At 37.3% G+C, this 20286-nt stretch carries 23 protein-coding genes and 9 tRNA genes; 7 read left to right on the top strand and 25 right to left on the bottom strand.

Features of this window, described 5'->3' with window-relative positions; all coding sequences use genetic code 11:
* Position 1: 1 nt before the first annotated feature.
* The 3 genes from P6N53_RS07200 to arsB form a co-directional block, all read right to left on the bottom strand.
* A complete protein-coding gene (locus P6N53_RS07200) occupies positions 2–1108 on the bottom strand; it encodes an MBL fold metallo-hydrolase (RefSeq protein WP_304542155.1) in 1107 nt (368 codons plus the stop codon).
* Positions 1109–1326: 218 nt separating this feature from the next.
* Positions 1327–1629 carry an ArsR/SmtB family transcription factor gene (locus P6N53_RS07195; protein ID WP_304542122.1) on the bottom strand — a complete coding sequence of 101 codons (303 nt, stop codon included), beginning with the start codon at positions 1627–1629 and terminating at the stop codon, positions 1327–1329.
* A gap of 155 nt (positions 1630–1784) precedes the next feature.
* Positions 1785–2888: an ACR3 family arsenite efflux transporter gene (gene arsB, locus P6N53_RS07190; RefSeq protein ID WP_304542121.1), complete on the bottom strand. Its 1104-nt coding sequence runs from the start codon at positions 2886–2888 to the stop codon at positions 1785–1787.
* A 465-nt stretch (positions 2889–3353) separates the two neighbouring features.
* On the opposite strand from arsB, the gene P6N53_RS07185 reads away from it, so the two are divergent.
* Complete coding sequence (locus tag P6N53_RS07185; RefSeq protein WP_304542120.1) at positions 3354–3542, top strand: hypothetical protein; 189 nt, start codon at positions 3354–3356, stop codon at positions 3540–3542.
* A 156-nt stretch (positions 3543–3698) separates the two neighbouring features.
* Here the strand turns inward: P6N53_RS07185 and P6N53_RS07180 are convergent, their stop codons facing one another.
* The 3 genes from P6N53_RS07180 to P6N53_RS07170 all read right to left on the bottom strand — a co-directional run bounded on the left by P6N53_RS07180 (position 3699) and on the right by P6N53_RS07170 (position 4963).
* Positions 3699–3977 carry a helix-turn-helix transcriptional regulator gene (locus P6N53_RS07180; protein ID WP_304542119.1) on the bottom strand — a complete coding sequence of 93 codons (279 nt, stop codon included), beginning with the start codon at positions 3975–3977 and terminating at the stop codon, positions 3699–3701.
* A 41-nt stretch (positions 3978–4018) separates the two neighbouring features.
* The gene (locus P6N53_RS07175) at positions 4019–4303 is read right to left on the bottom strand and encodes a YgiT-type zinc finger protein (protein ID WP_304542118.1); all 285 of its coding nucleotides are present in this window, start codon (positions 4301–4303) and stop codon (positions 4019–4021) included.
* 534 nt (positions 4304–4837) lie between these two features.
* The gene (locus P6N53_RS07170; protein ID WP_304542116.1) at positions 4838–4963 is read right to left on the bottom strand and encodes a hypothetical protein; all 126 of its coding nucleotides are present in this window, start codon (positions 4961–4963) and stop codon (positions 4838–4840) included.
* 168 nt (positions 4964–5131) lie between these two features.
* Here P6N53_RS07170 and P6N53_RS07165 point away from each other — a divergent pair, with 168 nt between their 5' ends.
* Positions 5132–5371 (top strand): hypothetical protein, encoded by a 240-nt coding sequence (locus P6N53_RS07165; RefSeq protein ID WP_304542115.1) that lies wholly within the window; start codon positions 5132–5134, stop codon positions 5369–5371.
* 381 nt (positions 5372–5752) lie between these two features.
* Here P6N53_RS07165 and P6N53_RS07160 read toward each other — a convergent pair whose 3' ends face one another.
* Complete coding sequence (locus tag P6N53_RS07160; protein ID WP_304542114.1) at positions 5753–6559, bottom strand: AlbA family DNA-binding domain-containing protein; 807 nt, start codon at positions 6557–6559, stop codon at positions 5753–5755.
* Between the two features lie 947 nt (positions 6560–7506).
* Complete coding sequence (locus P6N53_RS07155) at positions 7507–7704, bottom strand: hypothetical protein (RefSeq protein WP_304542113.1); 198 nt, start codon at positions 7702–7704, stop codon at positions 7507–7509.
* A 527-nt stretch (positions 7705–8231) separates the two neighbouring features.
* Between P6N53_RS07155 and P6N53_RS07150 the strand changes: the two genes are divergently transcribed.
* Both P6N53_RS07150 and P6N53_RS07145 read left to right on the top strand, forming a co-directional pair.
* On the top strand, positions 8232–8948 hold the full coding sequence (locus P6N53_RS07150; protein ID WP_304542112.1) for a hypothetical protein: 717 nt from the start codon (positions 8232–8234) through the stop codon (positions 8946–8948).
* Positions 8938–11250, top strand: coding sequence for a DEAD/DEAH box helicase (locus P6N53_RS07145; RefSeq protein WP_304542111.1), 2313 nt, complete (start codon positions 8938–8940; stop codon positions 11248–11250). Before P6N53_RS07150 ends, P6N53_RS07145 begins: the two co-directional genes overlap by 11 nt.
* Before the next feature lie 112 nt (positions 11251–11362).
* Here the strand turns inward: P6N53_RS07145 and P6N53_RS07140 are convergent, their stop codons facing one another.
* Positions 11363–12253 carry a tyrosine-type recombinase/integrase gene (locus P6N53_RS07140; RefSeq protein WP_304542110.1) on the bottom strand — a complete coding sequence of 297 codons (891 nt, stop codon included), beginning with the start codon at positions 12251–12253 and terminating at the stop codon, positions 11363–11365.
* Positions 12254–13093: 840 nt separating this feature from the next.
* Here P6N53_RS07140 and P6N53_RS07135 point away from each other — a divergent pair.
* Positions 13094–13708 carry a class I SAM-dependent methyltransferase gene (locus tag P6N53_RS07135; RefSeq protein ID WP_304542109.1) on the top strand — a complete coding sequence of 205 codons (615 nt, stop codon included), beginning with the start codon at positions 13094–13096 and terminating at the stop codon, positions 13706–13708.
* A 4-nt stretch (positions 13709–13712) separates the two neighbouring features.
* Here the strand turns inward: P6N53_RS07135 and P6N53_RS07130 are convergent, their stop codons facing one another.
* The 6 genes from P6N53_RS07130 to P6N53_RS07105 all read right to left on the bottom strand — a co-directional run bounded on the left by P6N53_RS07130 (position 13713) and on the right by P6N53_RS07105 (position 15539).
* Entirely contained in the window at positions 13713–14327 is a 615-nt protein-coding gene (locus P6N53_RS07130) for a hypothetical protein (protein ID WP_304542108.1), read from the bottom strand.
* Between the two features lie 85 nt (positions 14328–14412).
* Entirely contained in the window at positions 14413–14601 is a 189-nt protein-coding gene (locus P6N53_RS07125) for a hypothetical protein (RefSeq protein ID WP_304542107.1), read from the bottom strand.
* Positions 14594–14950, bottom strand: coding sequence for a hypothetical protein (locus P6N53_RS07120; RefSeq protein ID WP_304542106.1), 357 nt, complete (start codon positions 14948–14950; stop codon positions 14594–14596). The genes P6N53_RS07125 and P6N53_RS07120 overlap by 8 nt, the downstream gene beginning before the upstream one ends.
* A gap of 147 nt (positions 14951–15097) precedes the next feature.
* Positions 15098–15184: transfer RNA gene (locus P6N53_RS07115), tRNA-Leu, on the bottom strand.
* An 84-nt stretch (positions 15185–15268) separates the two neighbouring features.
* Positions 15269–15343, bottom strand: a tRNA-Gly gene (locus P6N53_RS07110).
* A gap of 73 nt (positions 15344–15416) precedes the next feature.
* Positions 15417–15539, bottom strand: a complete 123-nt coding sequence (locus P6N53_RS07105; RefSeq protein ID WP_304542105.1) for a hypothetical protein — start codon at positions 15537–15539, stop codon at positions 15417–15419.
* 185 nt (positions 15540–15724) lie between these two features.
* Here P6N53_RS07105 and P6N53_RS07100 point away from each other — a divergent pair, with 185 nt between their 5' ends.
* Positions 15725–16363 carry a hypothetical protein gene (locus P6N53_RS07100; RefSeq protein ID WP_304542104.1) on the top strand — a complete coding sequence of 213 codons (639 nt, stop codon included), beginning with the start codon at positions 15725–15727 and terminating at the stop codon, positions 16361–16363.
* A gap of 65 nt (positions 16364–16428) precedes the next feature.
* Here P6N53_RS07100 and P6N53_RS07095 read toward each other — a convergent pair.
* The 5 genes from P6N53_RS07095 to P6N53_RS07075 form a co-directional block, all read right to left on the bottom strand.
* Positions 16429–16503, bottom strand: a tRNA-Cys gene (locus tag P6N53_RS07095).
* A 77-nt stretch (positions 16504–16580) separates the two neighbouring features.
* Positions 16581–16655, bottom strand: a tRNA-Gly gene (locus P6N53_RS07090).
* A gap of 14 nt (positions 16656–16669) precedes the next feature.
* A tRNA-Phe gene (locus tag P6N53_RS07085) sits at positions 16670–16745 on the bottom strand.
* A 72-nt stretch (positions 16746–16817) separates the two neighbouring features.
* Positions 16818–17387, bottom strand: coding sequence for a dUTP diphosphatase (dut, locus tag P6N53_RS07080; protein WP_304542103.1), 570 nt, complete (start codon positions 17385–17387; stop codon positions 16818–16820).
* A gap of 143 nt (positions 17388–17530) precedes the next feature.
* A complete protein-coding gene (locus P6N53_RS07075; RefSeq protein WP_304542102.1) occupies positions 17531–18073 on the bottom strand; it encodes a hypothetical protein in 543 nt (180 codons plus the stop codon).
* Here P6N53_RS07075 and P6N53_RS07070 point away from each other — a divergent pair.
* The gene (locus tag P6N53_RS07070; protein ID WP_304542100.1) at positions 18065–18844 is read left to right on the top strand and encodes a hypothetical protein; all 780 of its coding nucleotides are present in this window, start codon (positions 18065–18067) and stop codon (positions 18842–18844) included. The genes P6N53_RS07075 and P6N53_RS07070 overlap by 9 nt on opposite strands.
* A gap of 63 nt (positions 18845–18907) precedes the next feature.
* Here P6N53_RS07070 and P6N53_RS07065 read toward each other — a convergent pair.
* The 5 genes from P6N53_RS07065 to speB all read right to left on the bottom strand — a co-directional run bounded on the left by P6N53_RS07065 (position 18908) and on the right by speB (position 20277).
* Positions 18908–18982: transfer RNA gene (locus P6N53_RS07065), tRNA-Cys, on the bottom strand.
* A 78-nt stretch (positions 18983–19060) separates the two neighbouring features.
* A tRNA-Gly gene (locus P6N53_RS07060) sits at positions 19061–19135 on the bottom strand.
* Positions 19136–19150: 15 nt separating this feature from the next.
* Positions 19151–19226, bottom strand: a tRNA-Phe gene (locus tag P6N53_RS07055).
* Positions 19227–19233: 7 nt separating this feature from the next.
* Positions 19234–19310: transfer RNA gene (locus P6N53_RS07050), tRNA-Asp, on the bottom strand.
* An 88-nt stretch (positions 19311–19398) separates the two neighbouring features.
* On the bottom strand, positions 19399–20277 hold the full coding sequence (gene speB / locus P6N53_RS07045) for an agmatinase (RefSeq protein WP_304542099.1): 879 nt from the start codon (positions 20275–20277) through the stop codon (positions 19399–19401).
* Between the last annotated feature and the right edge of the window lie 9 nt (positions 20278–20286).

The following is a 20286-nucleotide window of genomic DNA, read 5'->3' as shown; positions in this document are numbered from 1 at the left end:
TTTAAAAATCCCACCATGAAAAAGAAGGCATGTTTAGAGTAGAATCTAATAGAACGGTTTCACCAATTTTAGGGCCTATAAGGTTAACATCTGCTTTTTTTGCCTCTCTTAATGCTCGTTCAATAGGTTCATTCCAATCATGAAAAGCCAATGTAAAAGCTCCCCAATGCATTAACATCATATTCTTACTCTTTACATCCAAATTAGCCTGAACAGCTTGTTCTGGTGTCATATGGACCCAAGACCATCGTTGGTCATATTGGGCCCCTTCAAGCAAGGCAATATCAAAAGGTCCGTATTTATTTCCAATTTCCTTAAAATGTTCATCATAGCCCCCATCTCCACTGATATAAAAACGTATATTCTTTCCAAGAATGACCCAACCACCCCATAAGGTCGAATCTCGGTCAAGAATGCCTCTGCCGGAGAAGTGCTTGGCTGGCGTCAATGAAACAGTTAAGCCCTGGAACTGGGTTTCATTCCACCAATTTAGTTCTGTAATTTTTTCTTTTGTAACTCCCCAGCGAATCAGGTGTGCACTTACCCCAAGGGGAACGAAAAAATGACCGACCTTGTTCTTTAGCTTTAGGATAGATGGATAATCTAAGTGATCGTAATGGTCATGTGTAATAAACACCGCGTCAATAGGTGGCATTTGATCAATAACATTCAGCATATTTTGACTATATTTATATCTTTTACTTCCTACAAAAGAAACAGGTGAGGCAATAGATCCTAGCATAGGGTCTACCAGTAGCTTTTTATTATCTATACTCAGTAAAAAAGCAGAATGTCCAAACCAAGTCAGACTATCTTCTTCACCTTTAATTTTATTCCAATCAATCTCAGCAACAGGTATTTGATCAGCAGGATTGCGGTCTTTACTGCCTGAAATAGAATCCTTGATCATTGAGAAGATATTAGCAGGACTCATATTCATTATTGTTGGTACCTGATTGACAAATTTCCCGTCAATATAATTATCATAACTTCCGTATATCTCTTTTTGTTCTTTACTCAGGCTCCCGCCAAACGTTGGGTGTATATTTATGAATAATATCAAACAAGCACATAATATAATTAATAAACTAATAATGTGTAATATCATCTTTTTCCTCTTCTTCATTTTTCTCCTCTAGGTAAACAGCAACATAAATTGCCTTTTTTACAGAACTTACTTGCAACAAAATAAGGTTCCCTTTGAACATACTTATAGCTGATTAGCTCTTCCTTGTCGTCAATTTTATAATTTGACAATTATCGAAATTTAGGCAAAAAAGAATTTCTAAAATACATCTTCCAATATAGTTTAGATGTTTGCTTGAATTACTTCAATTGATTTTGTAATGCTAAAATACTGTTTACTTCTGTGATTAATTTTTCATTGACTTTGCAGGTTAAAAATTTACCCTTTTTTTCCGTAATAATCAATTCTGCATTTGCTAATTCCTTAATATGATGGGAAATTGTTGGTGCACCAATATTTAACCGATCAATAATGTCTGTAACGAAACATTCACAACCAGTTTGAAAACTAGCTTCATGGGCTTCAGCAATTTTCAAATATAATTCTAACCGATTCGGATTGGAAAGAGCCTTAAATATCTTAGCCATTCTTTGTGTGTCCATTAATACAACCCCTATTGTTATTACACTTCGATAACTGTCGAATTAATGTTATCTTCTAATATTGCCTTTGTCAAGGCTTGTTCTTTAAATATTCCGCAGGCTTATAGCCTGCCCATAATCAATAAGCCTAATTAATTAAAAAAAACCATCAATTTTTACATTGATGGCCTCTTTGGCATTACATCTACCGTGTTATAAGTTTCCGGGAACCAGTGCCTAGTATTATTGGCTATTCTAACTAATGCAAGCATCAGTGGCACCTCCACAAGAACTCCAACCACTGTTACTAAAGCTGCCCCTGATTGCAGCCCAAATAGAGCAATTGCCACTGCCACCGCTAATTCAAAGAAATTACTTGCTCCAATCATTGAGGCAGGTGCAGCAATATCATGAGGCAAATTCCAAGCTTTGGCCCAACCGTAAGCTATCATAAATATAAAGAAGGTCTGGATGATTAAAGGTATGGCAATGAGAACAATATGTATGGGATTATTGATTATCACATCACCCTGGAATGAGAAAAGAATAATTAAAGTTAATAAGAGACCAAAAATAGTTATGTTGTCAAACTTTTTAATAAAGACATTATCAAAATATTCCCTGCCCTTATTTTTAATAATATAATTTCTTGATAAATAACCGGCGGTTAACGGAATTACTACAAAAAGAATCACAGATATAAAAAGGGTATCATATGGCACGATTACATTCGAAACGCCAAGCAAAAACATTACAATGGGCGCAAAGGCAAATAGTAAAATTAAATCATTTATAGCTACTTGCACCAAAGTATATGCAGGATTTCCTTTAGTCAAATGGCTCCAAACGAAAACCATAGCAGTACAAGGCGCAGCGCCTAACAAAACAGCCCCGGCAATATATTCATTTGCTAGTGAATCTGGTATATAGCTACTAAAAATAACTTTTAAAAACAACCAGGCAAATAAAAACATTGTAAATGGTTTAATTAGCCAGTTGGTAACACAGGTGACGCATAAGCCTTTTGGCATCTTCAGAGCATTTACAATGCTAGTAAAATCAATCTTCAGCATCATGGGGTAAATCATTAGCCATATCAAAATGGCAACTGGAATAGAAACATTGGCATATTCCCACCCGCTCAAAATCTCGGGAAAGATCGGAATCAACTGTCCAACTGCAACCCCTAGGACAATACATAGAGCCACCCAGATCGTAAGGTATCTCTCGAAAAATCCAAGCCCCTTATTGTCTTGTTGTATTGCTTCCTTTTTTTTCAACTAATAAGCCTCCCTTAATTTTTATTAACCGAGTTTTAACCGCCATCTCCATGTAACTATATTCTACTATAATCATATTATAATGCAATAAAGCGGCTGTTAACTTAACGTTAACAACCATTTAAATAATGAGCAATATTACTACCTTAGTAAACTTTAACAATAATTTACTAGCTAGACAAGAGTATTTATCATAACTTTTGTTAAAAATTATTTTCCGAAACCTTCCCTAGGATTTCTAAACCCTTAATTTCTTGCATTAGCACTTTTAGAACTAAACTTATCAAAGGAAGCAATTTCCTCAATATGAGGATCACTTATTCTGATCTTATAAATCATATATAACAATATTTTAATATGCTCTAGAAGGAATGAAAGGAATCCTGTAGAACTAATTTATTGGGTAAACAATTGGAAAATTAAACCTAAAAGTTCCTTATAATTCACTGATAGGGAGGTGAGATTATGTCAGAGTTTACACGTAATGATGCCAATGACTTAGCAAAAAGAGTAGCAGAGAAATTTGGTTATGAAGAGAAAAACTCCAATATGTACCACACAGAAGAAATTAATAATAAAATAATTAGATTAGCTTCTGAAATAGCTACTGAAGCAATTTTGGAGTACCACAAAAAAACTTCACCTCAAAAATAACCCCCTTAATCTTGAACTGTATTAATAAAATATACTTATCCATAATCTAAATCATTTAATACAAAGCCACTGGGATTATAATTTTTTCCTGGTGGCTCTGTTTTTAATTGAAACAAGCAACCTCCTGCGGCTACAGGAGGTTTTATAATCTTATGTTTATTTTGTTATCTCGCCAGGTTCCACCTCATCTTTTGGTTCAAGCAAAAACAGTCTATCAACTGATAACTTTGAAAGTTCTTTGCCGGTCTTTTGTTTATATAATTTTTTTATTGCATCCCGTATCATAAGTCCTAACTTTATGCTGGGTATAATCTTGCCAGTTTCGATTTTGCTGTAGTAGCTAGTTTTTAAATTAACTTCTGTGGCAAGTTCAATTTGTGAAATACCTAGTTTTGTTCTATATTTTTTTAGTTCATTTTTAACTTCATATTCCATAAATTTTCCCTAATTATATGAATTTTAGTACACGGGTACATTTAAGCAAAACACACTTGAAGTTCCTTGGTTACAGAAATCTCATCTTTTGATTGGAGCAAATCATTAAATTTTATAAAGTCAATTATCATGTAATCTTTATCAAGTTCAATATTTTGTAATATATAGTCCATTTTATCTACTATATATTCATCAATTAATTCCTCGCCACAACTGGTACATACCTCAGCTGGAACATTTAAAAATGTAACTCTTACACCTTTGTACCTCCTTTCCACAGTAGCCCTGCCTTTTACTAATTCAACCCTACAGAACGGGCATAACATTTATTACACCTCCCTTTAAAAATTATTTTGATACAAATATTTTTGTACTTTAATATTATTAGGTTTATTCATGGGGGATAATCTTCTGATTAGCCCCCACTTATTGACCTTTTTTTCAAATTTACATTTCTCAAATATCTCAATTATTTATCAAATATTCATATTCCTAATCATATATCAATTTATCAAATAAATACTACACTAAAGTATCAACTATACAAAGTTTAATTTCAGAAGTATAAAAGTATAAAAGTATAATGTATCACTACTCTAAAGTACTAAGTATAAATCCTAATCACTACTTACTGTTTAATTATCTAACTCTGATTTTACCCTCTTCATTAAATCTACTATCTACTGCATACACTGTTAATATTATTATTTGATTATCCACTAACAAGCAAACTACATGTGTCTTTGGCTTAGTCGGTATTTCTAACAAATAGATTAATTTAAAAGCACTATGAGGTTCTTCCCAGTGGGAAGAAATAATTAACCTATTAGTCTTTAAAGCTGAAGTAATTTCGTATCTAGTTAAATTATCTTTTCATCCATTTCCTCTAAAGCATGTTTTCGAAAATAAATCTTTTCCTTCAATCCTACCTCTACTAAGCTATCTATTAGTTCTAAAACTGCTTTGGTACTTTGTTGTTTATTCAATTGTCAGTTCACCTCCTTTACCATATTATACCTATATATTAGCAGTTGATTATTATCATGTCAACTAAAATTAACATATATGTTAATTTTAGTTTATACTTTTGGCAATTATACTCACCTTACCCGTAAAGACTGTTCCCGGCTGCTTTTAAGCTGTAGTGGTAACCTGTGAAGCCTGATAAATCAAGGCTTCTTTTTTCTTATTTTATGGGTAGTTTTGATGTTTTTGGTGGGGTTGGGAAGCAATTTGCCAGCAGAAAAAGTCCCGTGCAGAATGGGAAAATTGCTTCCCAACGTTTTTCGAATTGTTTGTTAACACCCACCCCAACAGGGCTGGGCTTAGAGCATACTCCATGTTTGGGAGATAAGAACACTTTTAACGACGCATTTGATAAACCTGTAGAATAAAAGATTCAGAGGAATCAAAGCTTAATTTTTCGTAGAAGCTTAGAATTACTCTTACGCAAAATAATACTGGTTAACAAGATCCTTATTCCGAATAAATTCCGAATAAATTCCGAATAAAACCAGAATGACTTTTTACATTTCTTTATAGTTTGTTCCTTTTCCCTTACCTAATCGTTGCAATAATTCTTTTTTAACCATGCTCTTCAACAGGTAATTTGCCTGATCTTTATCATTTAACCCCAGTAGCTCACGGCACGATGTGCTAAAGCATTAATAATGGCTTCCCTAATTGCTTCTCGGGGATACTCATCGATGTCATTCCGCCAAAACCCACTGACAAATGTGCTTCGTCTCATGTTGTGACTAATAGCCTTCTCGGCCTCAAGAAATTATTTCAGAAATCGAACCTTCAATTCTCCGATTATCCAAAAATCTTTCCCCCCGAGAACCTTTGACATTTTCCGTTGTTCCCGCAAACATTAAAAAGGCCACAAAAATAGAGGGAAAAAACTGTTGGGGGAAAAACCCGAACATTAGGATCCCGGATACGGTCGGAACCGGCATACCATTGTATTCAGTTAATATATTTAGTGTTTTTAAGAGTTGATCCCTAGGTAATGAAAATATGCGAGAACCTGGCCTTTTTTTCTGTAATTTAGCAATATATTGTTCAATGGCCTTCTCGTTAAGATCCTCTGGTCTGGCTCGCGGAACAGGTTTCAGGTCTTCCATAGCCTGACCTCTGCTGCTAATGTACATATAGATTTCATAATCGGTCATTTTGCGGTCGCCTTCTGCAACTCTGATATAGGATCCGCCATGTAAACCAGCAGGCTTATAGTAGCATGGCTTAAGCTCCAATGGGCATTCTGGAACCTCGGCAGCCAAAATGATTACCCCATCATATTTAATAGAGGTAAAGGTTAGTCGTAAGGGGGGCTCCATATTGGTGGCTGCCTCGGCAATATTTTTTCTTAGTTCATCTAAATTATAGATTCCTACAGGTATGAAATCCTTTTCTTCATCAAGTCCAAAGATGATGATCCCACCAGCACGATTGCTAAATGAAGAAAGGCTGTCATAAACTTTAGGGGCCCCTTTAGAAGCGGCTTTAACTTCAATATTGTCCAACTCAGCCTGCAAAGACCTGACCTCATACATAAGTTCTAATAACTCTTCCTTGGTCAAAATCAATCATCCTTTTCTTGCTCTTTACACTATTGGTGCCAATTCTGCCCAATCATCAATTAATCCTTTTTACTAAGAAAATATTTCTTCTTAGCTAATTTCTAATTAAAATGAACTTGCTGTTAACCATCTATTACATCAAGATTACTTTGATTAAGGTCATTTTTACCACGGACATCGGGGATAATCATAATAGTGCTATCGGGAGTCTTTCTCTTTCCAGAATCTTAAACATTAGTTCCCATAGGTATACAGCACCGGTTGTCCCAAGGGGGTTATCTACAATAATTGTTTTCTTTTTCTTGACGGAGTGACCCATTTTTAGTTGCCGGATATAATGCGATTAGGCAAACCAAGTACATAAAATAAAACTAACTGATTTGATTATCCATCGGATCCCACAGCATTTTCCCAAGGAAGATAATCAATACATGGATTCTGTTATTTGTTCAGTATGATTATTTCATGACCTGCGCCATTATGTTGAATCAAATATTTTGGGGATCTAGGGAAGCAAAATAAAAAAACAGACGATTCAAATGAACCGTCCATTCTTTGTAAAGCCTTGATATTATTGGTGCCCGGAGCCGGGGTCGAACCGGCACGGTCGTGAAACCGCAGGATTTTAAGTCCATCTTTTTGCCCCAAACGCCGCAGCCCAGTATTTTCATGGGTTCCCACTTCGTGATATTCGTTAGCATGACGGGACTTCGTTTTTTCTTAACCGATTATTTGCATTAAGTCCCGTGTGTTTAATTTAACATGAAGCTATTAAAAATAGCAAACGTAGGACTAGCCTACGAATATTTTTTAACAGCCATGTCCCTTGCCACTCGTCTAAATGCCTCCTATATTTTACCTCTTTAATATCTTGCTAATTAATTCCAGTATTTATTATACGAAGAATATAAGTTCTTTACCTATCCTCCGTTGGATGGCTACTTCCTTTAATAACGTACTTTTGCCACTCCAGAATCAGCGATAATGTAGACTACGTCTCCCGATCTACTTCTAGGGTTAAATTGGACAAACACGATAAAGGTAAACTCATCGTCAAGGGATACGCCGAAAGCCTCGGAAACCTCGAGTGTCCGCGAGGTTATGTCGGCCCTCATTGTGTAGCGTTTATTAATTTTAAAATCCACGGTCAACCCTCCCAGAAAATAAAAAGACGCCCAGACGATTAGGCTCAGGCGTTAGAAAATATAAAGCCGGTAAGCTCCCGAAGGCTCACCGGCATTTTTAACGTAAATACGTTTATTTTTAGTAACTATATATTAACGATGGATTAGAAGTCCAAAATTTTGGTCAATGAGCTGCGAGCCATTGAATTTATTGGATTATTCCTTTATTAACTCTGTCAGTTTCAACGGAACCCCATTTTTGCATTGTTGACAGAGGAGTTATCCGTTTGTGCTTTCACAATATATTATTCGTAGAATAGTTCATTTTTCCTTCAAGGAATAGTACAATCAATCATCTAATTGTCGTTTGTTGTAATAAAGTATAAGTGCCTGAGCGGGCAAAACCTTCGGCATTTTAATTCTTACATAATAAACAAATGTTGTAGTACATTTTAGGAGGAATAATCAGGGAAAAGGTGGAATGATGTTAAAAATTTACTAAATTATTATTTCAATAGATATATGGTTGAAAGCTTTTAAGTATCGAGGTGATTTTTATTAAAATAATTAGTAATATCAAGATAGATATGTCTAAATTCGGAAAAATCACCTCATGCAATGTATATGTAATTCATGTAGAAATTAATGATATAAATGATCGTGCTCAAGAAATGATAGATATTATTTCTGATAATAGTTGGGTAAATAAATTAAAACCTATTGAGAGTAAAACTTTTGAAGCAAGAGCAAAGCGGACTATTAAAAAACTTGTTAACGACATATTCTTGAGGATAAATAACCCATTAAGTACTGAATTTGGAGAATATTTAATATCCTACTCTGCTGTATCCGCTTTGGAAGAGTGTTATCAACATCACAAAGTTCCTTTGGCTGAATTATTGAAAGAAAAGGTAACTGGTAATCCGGGATTTGATTTTCATACTGAAACAAATACTATGTTAATAGCATTTGGTGAGGCAAAATATAGTGGTAGTACTAATCCTTATGTGAATGCACTATCACAAATTGCTAAGTTCATAGCCTTGGAAAAGGATGTAGCAGAGTTTGCTATACTACAACATTTTGTTTCTTCAACTGCTATGGAAAATGCTTTGAATGGAAATAAAGCATTTACTGCCGCTTTTTCAATAAATACCCAGCAACCCAATAGAATTTTTACAAATGCACTTAAATCAACAACATTAGAACAATTATTAGCTTATGAAGAACTATATCTGATCGGAGTTGAAATATGTGCTAAGTGAAATAATAAAAGGATATAAGATTGTTAACCAATTAACTAATATTTTAAGCAAAATGCATAATAATGGCCCTATAAATGTCTCTGACTTAGAGAAATTAGCATATATAAAAAAATACCATAATGATGTTTTTATGAAATATGAAACGAAATTGCTTTACATAATGGGCTTGTTTTATAAGGTAAAACAGCCTAACAGTATCCTAGAAGAGGTGTATTCACTTTTTGCAGACTCTATAGAAGAAGAAACGGGTAACAGGTTTACACCTGTGCAAGCTGATGCGTATAAACATATATATGAGAAAAAATTTTTTTCCTTCTCAGCCCCAACAAGTGCAGGTAAGTCATTTTTATTTAGACTGTTAATCAATAAGACATTTGGAGATATTGTAATTGTTGTACCATCAAGAGCTTTAATTGCAGAGTATATGCACGCCGTATTACAGCTAGTAGATAAAACAGTTCTAGTACTACAATTTGTTGATAATATTAATACTGGAAAAACATTTAGAAGAATTTTTATCATAACACCTGAGAGAGGTATGGAACTTTTTAGTCATATTAATGAGTTCAATATAGAATTATTCTTGTTGGATGAGGCACAAATCTCAGAAGAAAAAGTTCGTGGTATGAAATTTGACTCATTTGTAAGAAGAATAGATCGGGCCGCTCCACAGGCAAAGAAAGTGTTTGCACACCCTTTCATTAATAACCCTGGTGCTCAGTTAAAAAAACATAGATTTGACAATGATTCTGTGGCTATTCGGTATGACCAAAATTCTGTTGGTAAAATATTTTTATCATTTAATAACAATGTATTTAACTATTTCTCACCTTATGATAAACCAAGAGAACAACTCATAACAAACGATATTGCCGAGGAAATTTTAGAGAATTATGGAACCCTGTTAATCTATATATCAAAGAGAAAGATATATGATGGCAGTTACATAAATGAGTTCCATAAATATATAGAGTTGTGTCCAAGGTTAAATGACCCAAGAGCTACTAAACTTATAGAAAAGCTGAGGGAGTTTATAGGAGCAAGTGCTAACAGTTTAGAAAAACAATCTGTTATGATTAATTTGATGGAACGTGGCATTGTAATACATCATGGTTCAATGCCTCTTAAAGCTAGGTTAATAATTGAAGAGTTTGTTAAGGCAAATTATGCTCGTATTTGTTTTGCAACTTCAACACTAACTCAGGGCATTAATATGCCATTTGATGCAGTGTGGATCGATAATTTTAGGAATATGGATACACTTACTCTAAAAAATTTAGTTGGAAGAGCTGGAAGGTCAACAAGTGCACAAAATGTATTTGAATATGGTTATGTAATTGTTAGGTCACAGAATGTAAATACGTTTTGTAAAAGGCTTAATCAGGTATATAACTTAACAGAAACGTCTTTATTGGATGAGGAAGTTGAATTGTTACCAGATGACTTAGTGGATATTGTAGATGCCATAAAATATAATAACTTCAATGATGAGTTTAAATTGCCAGAAATTCAGTTATCACGGCTTAATACTAACGAGATTCATGAAGATATTCAATATATCTTAGATAATTTACTGGTATCAGGGAAACCCCTTACCGCTTCTGAATATTACAAACTAAGTGATATCAAACGGAAAAGATTAAAGCAATCTTTTAAAAATATTTACATTAAACATTTAAGACGGGAAGATTTAACACTTGCAGAAACCTCCATTTTAAGCACTTCTATTCCAATCATGCTTTGGCATATACAAGGCAAATCCTTCAGGGAGATAGTTTCTCTACGTTATGCGTTTCTGTCTGAAAAAGATAAACAGAGGGAGGTTTTTTCTAAATTTAAACAGAAAAGAATTTCTTCAGAGCAAGTTAAAGAGGAACTTGCCAAGATTAAAGTCCGTTACACACCTATAGCAACAACATTACCAAACATTGACGCCAGTAAGGCAAGCTTATTCAAAATGGGTACACCAATATCTAAAATAGATTATGATGTACTTGTTTACGACACTTATGATTATTTAGATAAAGTAATATCATTGTCATTAGCAGATCCCTTATGTGCAGCATTTAAACTCTACCATGATAAACATAATGATGGTAGGGCATTAATTATGAGTAATTACATAAGGTATGGCACTAATAATGAGATAGAGATATGGCTTTTACGATATGGTTTTGCATTTGAAGATATTGACTGGGTTATTGTTCATGTAAACGACATTGACGAAGTTGGGATTTCTTTCAAGAACACGATATATAGTTTAAGTGAAGAGAAATTTAAGGTAATTGAAAGATACATTTAAATGATAATTACCTCTCGACAAAGTTGTAAATGAACTAAACTCGTAGAAGCCACATAAAATGAAAAACATTGCCAAATTTTTGCCATAATTCCTGATGCTTTATTCCTTTGGCCTAACGCCAACTCAATTCCTCAACTGCTCTTTGTAAATCTTCCTCTCCAGGCTGGGTATATACAAGAGTCATGGCGATATTAGACGTACCATCGTTTTTTATGTGACCAGCTAACCGAGCCACAACGTCAAGAGGGACTTTTCGCGTAACCAATTCATGACAGAAAGAATGCCGGAGAGCGTGAGCCGTTAAATGGTCGATACCCGTCAACCGGCGATATTCCGCGATAATATGTTGAACGTTCCGCGTGGTCATTTGGCCCTCACGATTATTCGGGAACAAATACTCGCTATCGCATTTCCTTTGTTGAAGGTAGAGGCTCAGGATTTCACGAATATCTTTATTGAGCGGGACTTCTCGATAACGGTTATGTTTACCGAGGACTTTCGCCAGCCCTTTTCGTTCTCCGATAATTACGTCTTGGAGCCGAAGGTCGCAAAGCTCTTGGACCCGGAGGCCGGCGTGAAGAAGAACGGTAATCATCGCTAAGTCTCGAAGGTCGCCGTATCTACGCACAGCTCGGATTAAAGCATTCTGCTCATTCCTTGTTAACCACTTTGGCGTCATTTTAGCCGTGGTAACAGACTTGACGTGCTGGACAGGATTGTCCGGTATTATGCCGAAGTTAACAAGGTAGTCAAAGTAGGCTTTAAGGTGGGTTAACGTTTGCCTAACGGTATTCGGTTTCAAGTTTCTGGAAGCCCACTTTTTAAAATTTGCCACGTCTATTTCGGTGGCTTGCCCCAGGCCATCGCCACCCCCCGTTCCCCCTTGGTAGGGGGTCTGTTCTTGCCACCATGAAGCGAACCTAGCCAAGCTTGATCGGTACTGCCTAATAGTTAGCTCAGATTTCCCGGCCAGTTTTTGTTGAGCTAAGAATTCCTCGATCATTTACGACACCCCTTGCTGATATACGAAGTATTATTGGTCGGTTAATACGAACGCTTAGTCTTGATTTACTTGGCTTTGCTTATCTTTATTATACCATTTACTTCGTATATCGATAAGGATATATGAAGTATTATGGGTCTATAATTTCGTGGGGGTCTTGGGTGGAGAAGATAATGTCAATGATCTATAGAAGCCCAGACAAGATAAAAGTTCCAGCTTTATATTTGCCACTTATGGAAATTTTAGAAAAGCTGACGTAATCGGTAAAGGTCGTGGGCATTTTGTTATTAAACAGAATTAAAGACAACAAGCCAAACCTCGGTTATTTCTAAGCTTAAGGAATATACATGTAAGGGTATTTACCCTACAAGGCCAACAACTACATGTCGTAATATCGTTATTGTTGGGGTAGAATTGTAAAGTTCATGACACCTAGGCAAAAATAATAGGTAGTTGGTGAGCTACCTATTGGTAGTTGTACAGCTACCTATTCAAGAGGGGTAAAATGGACCTCAGCCCTTGGTATTACTAGGATTACAGGCTTTGACCTCGGTTATCTCTATATTAATATATAATTTTTATTAAAAAGCTAAACGGTTAATATATGTGGTAAGTGATAAAGAGGGAGACCCGCCTCCGGCGGGTTCGAGCCGAAGGCTCGACCATTCTTTTAAATATAACTTAACGTTTAACATAACGGTAAATAGGGAAAATAAGTAAGATATTTGCTGCGTTATATTCGTAATAATCTATAAGGTTATTTAACGAGGAACAAGGTTGTTTAAGGATGTGGACGAATATATAGATTAAATAACTTTGTTAAAGAGAGGAAAAGTTTTTGTGAACAATACTTGGAATAAAGTGATATATAAAATATGGTCACCAATATATGACAGTATTTTTAAAGGCTTGTTCTTTAACGTTAGAAAACAAATATTTAATGAAATATCCTTTAAGAAAGAAGATAAAATTTTGTTTGTTGGTGTAGGAACAGGTGCTGATATTGAGTTAATAGATCATGACAACTTAGATATTACAGCTATAGACTTTTCCCCAGATATGCTCAATAAAGCAAGAGCCAAGTTTAATATTTCGTCAGTTAATTTTCTTGAAATGGATGCACAGGATATGAATTTTAAGAATGAGTCATTTGATTATGTTTTTGCACATCTAGTATTATCAGTCGTCCCTAATGCAGATAAATGCTTTCAAGAAATGGTTAGAGTTTTAAAACCTGAAGGGAAAATAATTATATTTGATAAATTCGCCCCTAAGAATAAACAGCTTTCATTGCCTAAAAAACTTCTGCGGCCTATAATTGGAATTTTGGGTACGGATATTGGCTTGAATTTTGAGAAAATTTATTATAGAAATAATCAAAAATTGAAGATCGAAGAAGATGTTCCTGCTATGCTAAATGGAATGTATAGAAAGATAATAATTAGAAAGATCTAATTTTTTAAAGTGTGCCTTTAATATTAATTACTTGATTACCTAGGTCATTACGTGAGTCCCCACACCCTTCTAGCTTATCACGTAATGCCTTCGACCGAACTTCCCTCACTTCCATTGTACCAACGTGGAAGAAAAGCGGATTTAGCTCTATATTAATATCACGACCATTTTTTACCCTCATGATAATACCTTTTTCTGTTAATGAATCAATTACGTTACCCATAGTATTTTTAGAAGTTTTACTCCAGCCCATAAGGGTATATAGATCATTCATTTTTAAGCGTCTTGGTTTTCCATCCTCACCGGGAATCTCGATAGTTCGTGCAAACGTTAGAAAAGGGAATATAGAGAATAGTAGGGCTTTCTCGTTAACTGATAACTGTCCACCTATGATTAATTGTTGAATCTGCTGTTGAAATACCATTACAAATGGCTCCCGGGCTGCCTTCTTAAAAGGCTTTCTTTTTTTGCTTATTCTTACGGAACAATCAGGAGGTAATAAGACAGGTTGTGGCTCATTTGTATTATTAAAGATTTTGCCAATCTGAGCTAAAGGTATTATTTCTCCAGTTTCGATGTCACAATATTGACCGGAAGCCTCATGATACTGAACTTGCAAATGAATCACCCCTGCTGTTATCTGACATTAAATATCTCTATATAAAAAGGAAAGGCAGGGGAGTAATTCCCACCTGCCGATTTGTCTACTTCTTGTTTTTTTCAGATTTGCTGTAACCCTCTGCAATAAGGTTAATAGCAGACTTAAAGCCGGGAAGTTCTTTCTTCTTCTCCGGCTCCAGTATATCATGTAACTCTAGGTTAATTTCTTTGCTTTCCTTATCCTTGTAAATGGCCTCGTAACCAGCCTTGATTAAATTGTATGCTTCACTCATTTTTACCCGCTCCTTTCACAAGATTGTCACTAGCTGCCTGGTTTGAGACTATTTCACCAGTAAGTTTATACCACTTAACGAACGGTTGAACTTTGCCAGTATAATAGGCAACATGAACCTCATCGGGTATAGGGGCAAGAGGCTTGTCCAAACCTGAGTATGTCGATGCTAGGTTTAAGGTAGGTAATGAAAATCTCTCCCGGAATTCGATATTTAACATTTTTGATACTTGGCCTATTGTCCTGCTTAAACCCTGTGCTTGCTTCCAAAAAACAAAACTATGTAAAGCTTCAGCCCAAGTTAAATTTACCGTCTCTTCCTTTAAAATTTTCGTCTGTCTTTTCGCCATAATATAAAACCCCTCCTCGTTTTTTTGAACGACCACGAAGGGGAGTCCTGTGCGTCTGGAGACGTATTTTCTGACACACAGGATTCTTGCTAAAAAACAAAAGTTCCAGAACGTCATTCAACGTCTGGAACCCTTGTAAATACTATTTGGTGCCCGGAGCCGGGGTCGAACCGGCACGGTCGTGAAACCGCAGGATTTTAAGTCCTGTGCGTCTGCCTATTCCGCCACCCGGGCATATCTGCTTTTTGAGTATAACAATCTCGGTGTTATTTGTCAATAATTCATACCATCAATCTTGCTATACACTTGAGCTATACATGGAGCGGAAGACGGGATTCGAACCCGCGACCCTCGCCTTGGCAAGGCGATGCTCTACCACTGAGCCACTTCCGCATATCACTTCGACCGACGAATACTAATATAGCATATGTTTTATATGCAAGTCAATATCCAATTTATGGCCAAATTATTCCTTATACTTCCTGCCGAAACCAACAACAATTGCAGCCAATGCAGCGGTTACAGCCAGAAACATAATCAGTAGTTCCGTCCTGGTTAAACCACTATAAAACTCCAACATTGATTCCACAATTTATCACTTCCCGTTAATTTTCTTGAGTATATCATCATTTCATTGCCTATAAAAGTAGGATAACCCAAAAGATCCAAAGCCAACGTCAATTTGGAAAATATTATCTATTTTACTTAATACTGGAAGGATTTTCCTGGTCCTTCAGCGAATTAATAAGAAACTTTGCTGAGGAGGAATCACTAATGTTTTTTGAAGAATACCGTGATATAGTAAATAGAATTAGCGGGCTAAATAAACCATTATCAACCTTAACCAGGGCCGAGAGAAACCGAATACTTGATCTTTCTGTGCGTCAGGAAGAGCTTGAGAAAAATATAGGACAAGAAATCCGCAGTAGTTTTAAAGAGCTATTAGACGGCCTTGAAGTTGTTGCCGAGTGGGTTAAACTAATGCAGGAGGATGCCATAAAGGCCCTTGGCGTAGAGGGTACCTCGGATGATGTACTGGCCCTGGAGGAAACCCTTGCACAAGTAGACTCCTTAAATACCCAAATATCATCCATCACCCTGGCAAAATACCCCACCCCTGCTACTACTAATAATACAAACCCCAGTACTATCTCAAAGCTTATTGATAAGGAGAAAAAGAATATCTCCCCCATCGAAAGCTTGACTTCCCCTAAGAAGAAAACTCTAATAGTTCCAGTTCATTCAACTATAGATTTGGTTGAAGACATGGGTAAGAACGAGCTTGTTAACAGAGTACTAGAGGAAATAAATGATTCTATAGCCTCCGCCGCCCCAACCTTTGAGCCTGAGGTTTTTAACCAGCCAAGAATCACCACCCAGAGAACTAGACCGGCTAAAAGAAAGAAACGTTAAAGGTTCGGTGTTTTGCACCGAACCTTTTTTACAATAAAAAAACAACTCCTGCAAGAGTTGCGTATTGGAGGCGGCACCCAGATTTGAACTGGGGAATGGAGGATTTGCAGTCCTCTGCCTTACCACTTGGCTATGCCGCCAGATAGTAATGGATCGGAAGACGGGAGGGGCCTTCGAACCCCGACCCTCGCCTTGCTTTTTCTGTTAAGTTTGCGAATGGAGCGGAAGACGGGATTCGAACCCGCGACCCTCGCCTTGGCAAGGCGATGCTCTACCACTGAGCCACTTCCGCAGTTAATTAAAATGTGGTGCCTCGAGCCGGAATCGAACCAGCGACACGCGGATTTTCAGTCCGCTGCTCTACCAACTGAGCTATCGAGGCAGGCCGACATTTATAAATAATACTACATTATCTCACGTTTGACAATACCCCAAATTATACAAAATTAAGCATTTATTTGCCAGTACTGCCAAAACCACCTCTTCCTCTCTCAGTATCGCTTAATTCCTCGCATTCGACCAATTCAATATCCGGTAACTTATGTATTATTGCTTGGGCAATTCTATCTCCAACTTTGAAAGACACATCATAGCTACCTGTATTATGTAATAAAACAACTATCTCCCCACGATAATCGGAGTCAACCACTCCCACAGCGTTGCTTAGTGTAATTCCGTGATTCTTAGCTAAACCACTGCGGGGATAAATCAGCATGGCATGGCCTGAGGGGATTTCAAAGGCTAATCCTGTGCGGACTGCCAGGTGTTTACCGCTCCCAATAATCACATCCTCAATACACTGCAGATCAAAGCCGGCACTTTCTGCCGTTGCCCGTTTGGGAATCTCAGCATTGGGGTGAATCCTCTTTATTTTAATCATACTGCTTCTAAATAGAAATAAGGGACACCTTCTAAATGGATATAGGGCTTCATCTCTGGTAATCTTTATTTCTTGTTTTTCACATTTATAGTCCCCGCGAATTATTTCAACCCCGTAAACACACCGCTTGCAGGTCTCCTTCATGTAGCTTACACTCCTTAACAACACCGGCAGATTTGTGATAAATATCACTTCGACACTATACCCGCTATTTCCCTTCTCGAAATTTAATTTTTTGTCATATGCATCCATTTATCTTATCTGCCTGGCATCTAGAAGTCATACATTTAAGCATTTCCCCGACCTAAAGCAGTGGCCTTGTGTTCTTTCATTACAGTTTCAATAAATTGCGCCTCATCTTCGTTTTTATAATTTACTGCCACCACAATATCACCCGAAGGAGTGTCATGAACAGTTCTTTTTCTCTTGCAGAAGTGTTTATCTAAAATATAGCCTATGCCACCTCCTACCACCATACCTATGAGACCTAAGGCTATGGGCCCGATAAATACAATCGAACCATAGATCACACCCAAGACCATACCTATGGAAGATAAAATAGCGATTCCATCAATAAGGCTCATTCCATCGGTTTTATACATAGAATCCAGAATGGTTTGCTTGCCAGGGTGTTTACTGATTTCTAACGGAACTACAATTAATCTTCCATCCTTAAAGCCATTAGACCTCAATTTCTTCAACCCCAATTCAAGATCTAATGAAGGCTCGAATAGCCCGAATATATACATGCAATCACCTGTTTTTTTAATAGGATAAACAAAATACTCCGGGGATATTCTAAATAAAAAGGTGGTGAGCCAGTGGGTCATAATACTGACTTCCGAATACCCCGTATGTCCATATCTACTATTAACATAGCCATACTCCACAACAAAAGCCCTTGGTTGCCTATGTGGTGGTCAGCAGCTTTGCCTGGTCTTGGCCACCTCTGTCAAGGTCAGTATTTTAGAGGACTCGTCCTAATGTCATGGGAGATATTAGTTAACTCTAAGGCCCGGATTAATATGGCCATATTGTATACCTTTACTGGCAAATTCCATCAGGCCAATGAAGTTTTGGATTATGGGTGGGCGCTTTTTTATGGGGTTATTTTTTGTTTTGCCATCTTTGATAGTTATAGAATTAGTGTAACCTACAACAAATTAGCTCGCCTTGAAAGATATCAGACCCATAGAAAGTATAAATTTATGACCATGTCAACCTATGGAGTAAACTACCTTGACCGGGCAAATCCCTGGGTAGCATTAGCCTGGTCTGCGCTATTAAGTGGCTTCGGACATATCTACAACCACAAAGCCCTTAAGGGTATGATTCTGTTAGGCTGGACAGTGGCTATTATTTATTTTGCTAATATTAATATGGCGATTATACATACCTCGTTTGGGAGATTCGATCTCGCCGAAGCTACCGTTAATTATCAATGGCTTCTTTTCTTCCCTTCGTTATATATTTTTGCCATGTGGGATGCCTATAATGATACAGTTGAAATGAACAAGCTTTTTGCCGAAGAACAAAAAGCCCGTTTAAAAAAGCTATATAATCCCGACAAAAGCCAAAACATACAGGTTGAATGTCAATAAAAAAACAAAACACCTGCCGATAAACAGCAGGTGTTTCTATATATAAATTAATATTATCTTAGTTGGAGGCGGCACCCAGATTTGAACTGGGGAATGGAGGATTTGCAGTCCTCTGCCTTACCACTTGGCTATGCCGCCAGATAGTAATGGAGTGGAAGACGGGAGGGGCCTTCGAACCCCGACCCTCGCCTTGCTTTTTCTGTTAAGGTTTGCGAATGGAGCGGAAGACGGGATTCGAACCCGCGACCCTCGCCTTGGCAAGGCGATGCTCTACCACTGAGCCACTTCCGCACTTAAGATAAAATGTGGTGCCTCGAGCCGGAATCGAACCAGCGACACGCGGATTTTCAGTCCGCTGCTCTACCAACTGAGCTATCGAGGCAAATTTGTGGCGGAGCTGACGGGAGTCGAACCCGCGTTCTCCTGCGTGACAGGCAGGCATGTTAGGCCACTACACCACAGCTCCATTGTCAGCAGCTTTCGCGCTGACATTGATAAGTATACAAAAACTGACTCAAGAAGTCAAATGAAAAATATGCTTATGCAAGATATTTTTATCCTTTTTTCTGTTTAGCTTTGCCGAAGGATAAAATTGCTTCTCTAATAAGCTTGGAGCCAAGAATAGCCGTTCTTTCAGAATGATCGTAAACAGGACTTATTTCCACCAGATCAAAGCCCACCACATTAAAATCCTTTAGCATATATATGGCCTCTAAAATCTCTCCCGATGAGCAGCCACCCGGCTCAGCAGTTCCGGTGCCTGGTGCATAGGCTGGATCAACCACATCAATGTCTAAGGTAATATGGATTGGGCTGCCCTGCAATTCCGGCAGCAGCTTTTTTAATGGCTCAATCACTTTGCCCACAAACATATTAGTATTCTCACGGGCATAGGCAAACTCCTCCCTGGTGCCTGAGCGAATACCGAATTGGTAGACATTCTGCCCACCCACCAGTTCAACGGCATGCCTAATAACCGAGGCATGGGACAAGGGTTGTCCCATATAGTTTTCTCTTAGGTCCGCATGGGCATCAAAATGAAGCAGTTTTAATCCCGGGTATTTGGCAGCAACCTGCTCAATAACTGGCAGACTAATCAGATGCTCTCCCCCCATTACCACGGGAAATTTTTCATCATTAAGGATCTGCCCCACAACTTGCCCAATACGCTGCAAACTAAGTTCAACATGACCGAAGGGGAGAGCTATGTCCCCTGCATCAAAATAGCTATAGTCACTAAGGTCCCGATCCAATATAACACTATACTCTTCCAACCCAATGGAAACTTGTCTGATGGCTTGGGGTCCCATCCTAGTGCCAGGTCTAAAACTTACCGTGAAATCCATAGGGGCGCCAACTAGGACAATGTCTGCCTCATTGTAGTCATCTGTAGAGCCAATGAAACCAGAGCATCTATCCAGAAGGTTAAACATAAAATCAGC

Source organism: Desulforamulus aquiferis, assembly GCF_030577015.1.
GTDB classification, from domain to species: Bacteria; Bacillota; Desulfotomaculia; order Desulfotomaculales; family Desulfotomaculaceae; genus Desulfotomaculum; species Desulfotomaculum aquiferis.
This window is presented reverse-complemented; position numbering and strand designations above follow the sequence as displayed.

Excerpts from the sequence above, each read along its gene's own strand:
- P6N53_RS07185 (WP_304542120.1), top strand. The coding sequence starts at position 3,354 with ATGTCAGAGTTTACACGTAATGATGCCAATGACTTAGCAAAAAGAGTA.
- dut (WP_304542103.1), bottom strand. The coding sequence starts at position 17,387 with ATGAAGGAGACCTGCAAGCGGTGTGTTTACGGGGTTGAAATAATTCGC.
- speB (WP_304542099.1), bottom strand. The coding sequence starts at position 20,277 with ATGTTTAACCTTCTGGATAGATGCTCTGGTTTCATTGGCTCTACAGAT.
- P6N53_RS07175 (WP_304542118.1), bottom strand. The coding sequence starts at position 4,303 with ATGTTATGCCCGTTCTGTAGGGTTGAATTAGTAAAAGGCAGGGCTACT.
- P6N53_RS07140 (WP_304542110.1), bottom strand. The coding sequence starts at position 12,253 with ATGATCGAGGAATTCTTAGCTCAACAAAAACTGGCCGGGAAATCTGAG.
- P6N53_RS07180 (WP_304542119.1), bottom strand. The coding sequence starts at position 3,977 with ATGGAATATGAAGTTAAAAATGAACTAAAAAAATATAGAACAAAACTA.
- P6N53_RS07195 (WP_304542122.1), bottom strand. The coding sequence starts at position 1,629 with ATGGACACACAAAGAATGGCTAAGATATTTAAGGCTCTTTCCAATCCG.
- P6N53_RS07200 (WP_304542155.1), bottom strand. The coding sequence starts at position 1,108 with ATGATATTACACATTATTAGTTTATTAATTATATTATGTGCTTGTTTG.
- P6N53_RS07075 (WP_304542102.1), bottom strand. The coding sequence starts at position 18,073 with ATGACCCACTGGCTCACCACCTTTTTATTTAGAATATCCCCGGAGTAT.
- P6N53_RS07100 (WP_304542104.1), top strand. The coding sequence starts at position 15,725 with ATGTTTTTTGAAGAATACCGTGATATAGTAAATAGAATTAGCGGGCTA.
- P6N53_RS07125 (WP_304542107.1), bottom strand. The coding sequence starts at position 14,601 with ATGAGTGAAGCATACAATTTAATCAAGGCTGGTTACGAGGCCATTTAC.
- P6N53_RS07120 (WP_304542106.1), bottom strand. The coding sequence starts at position 14,950 with ATGGCGAAAAGACAGACGAAAATTTTAAAGGAAGAGACGGTAAATTTA.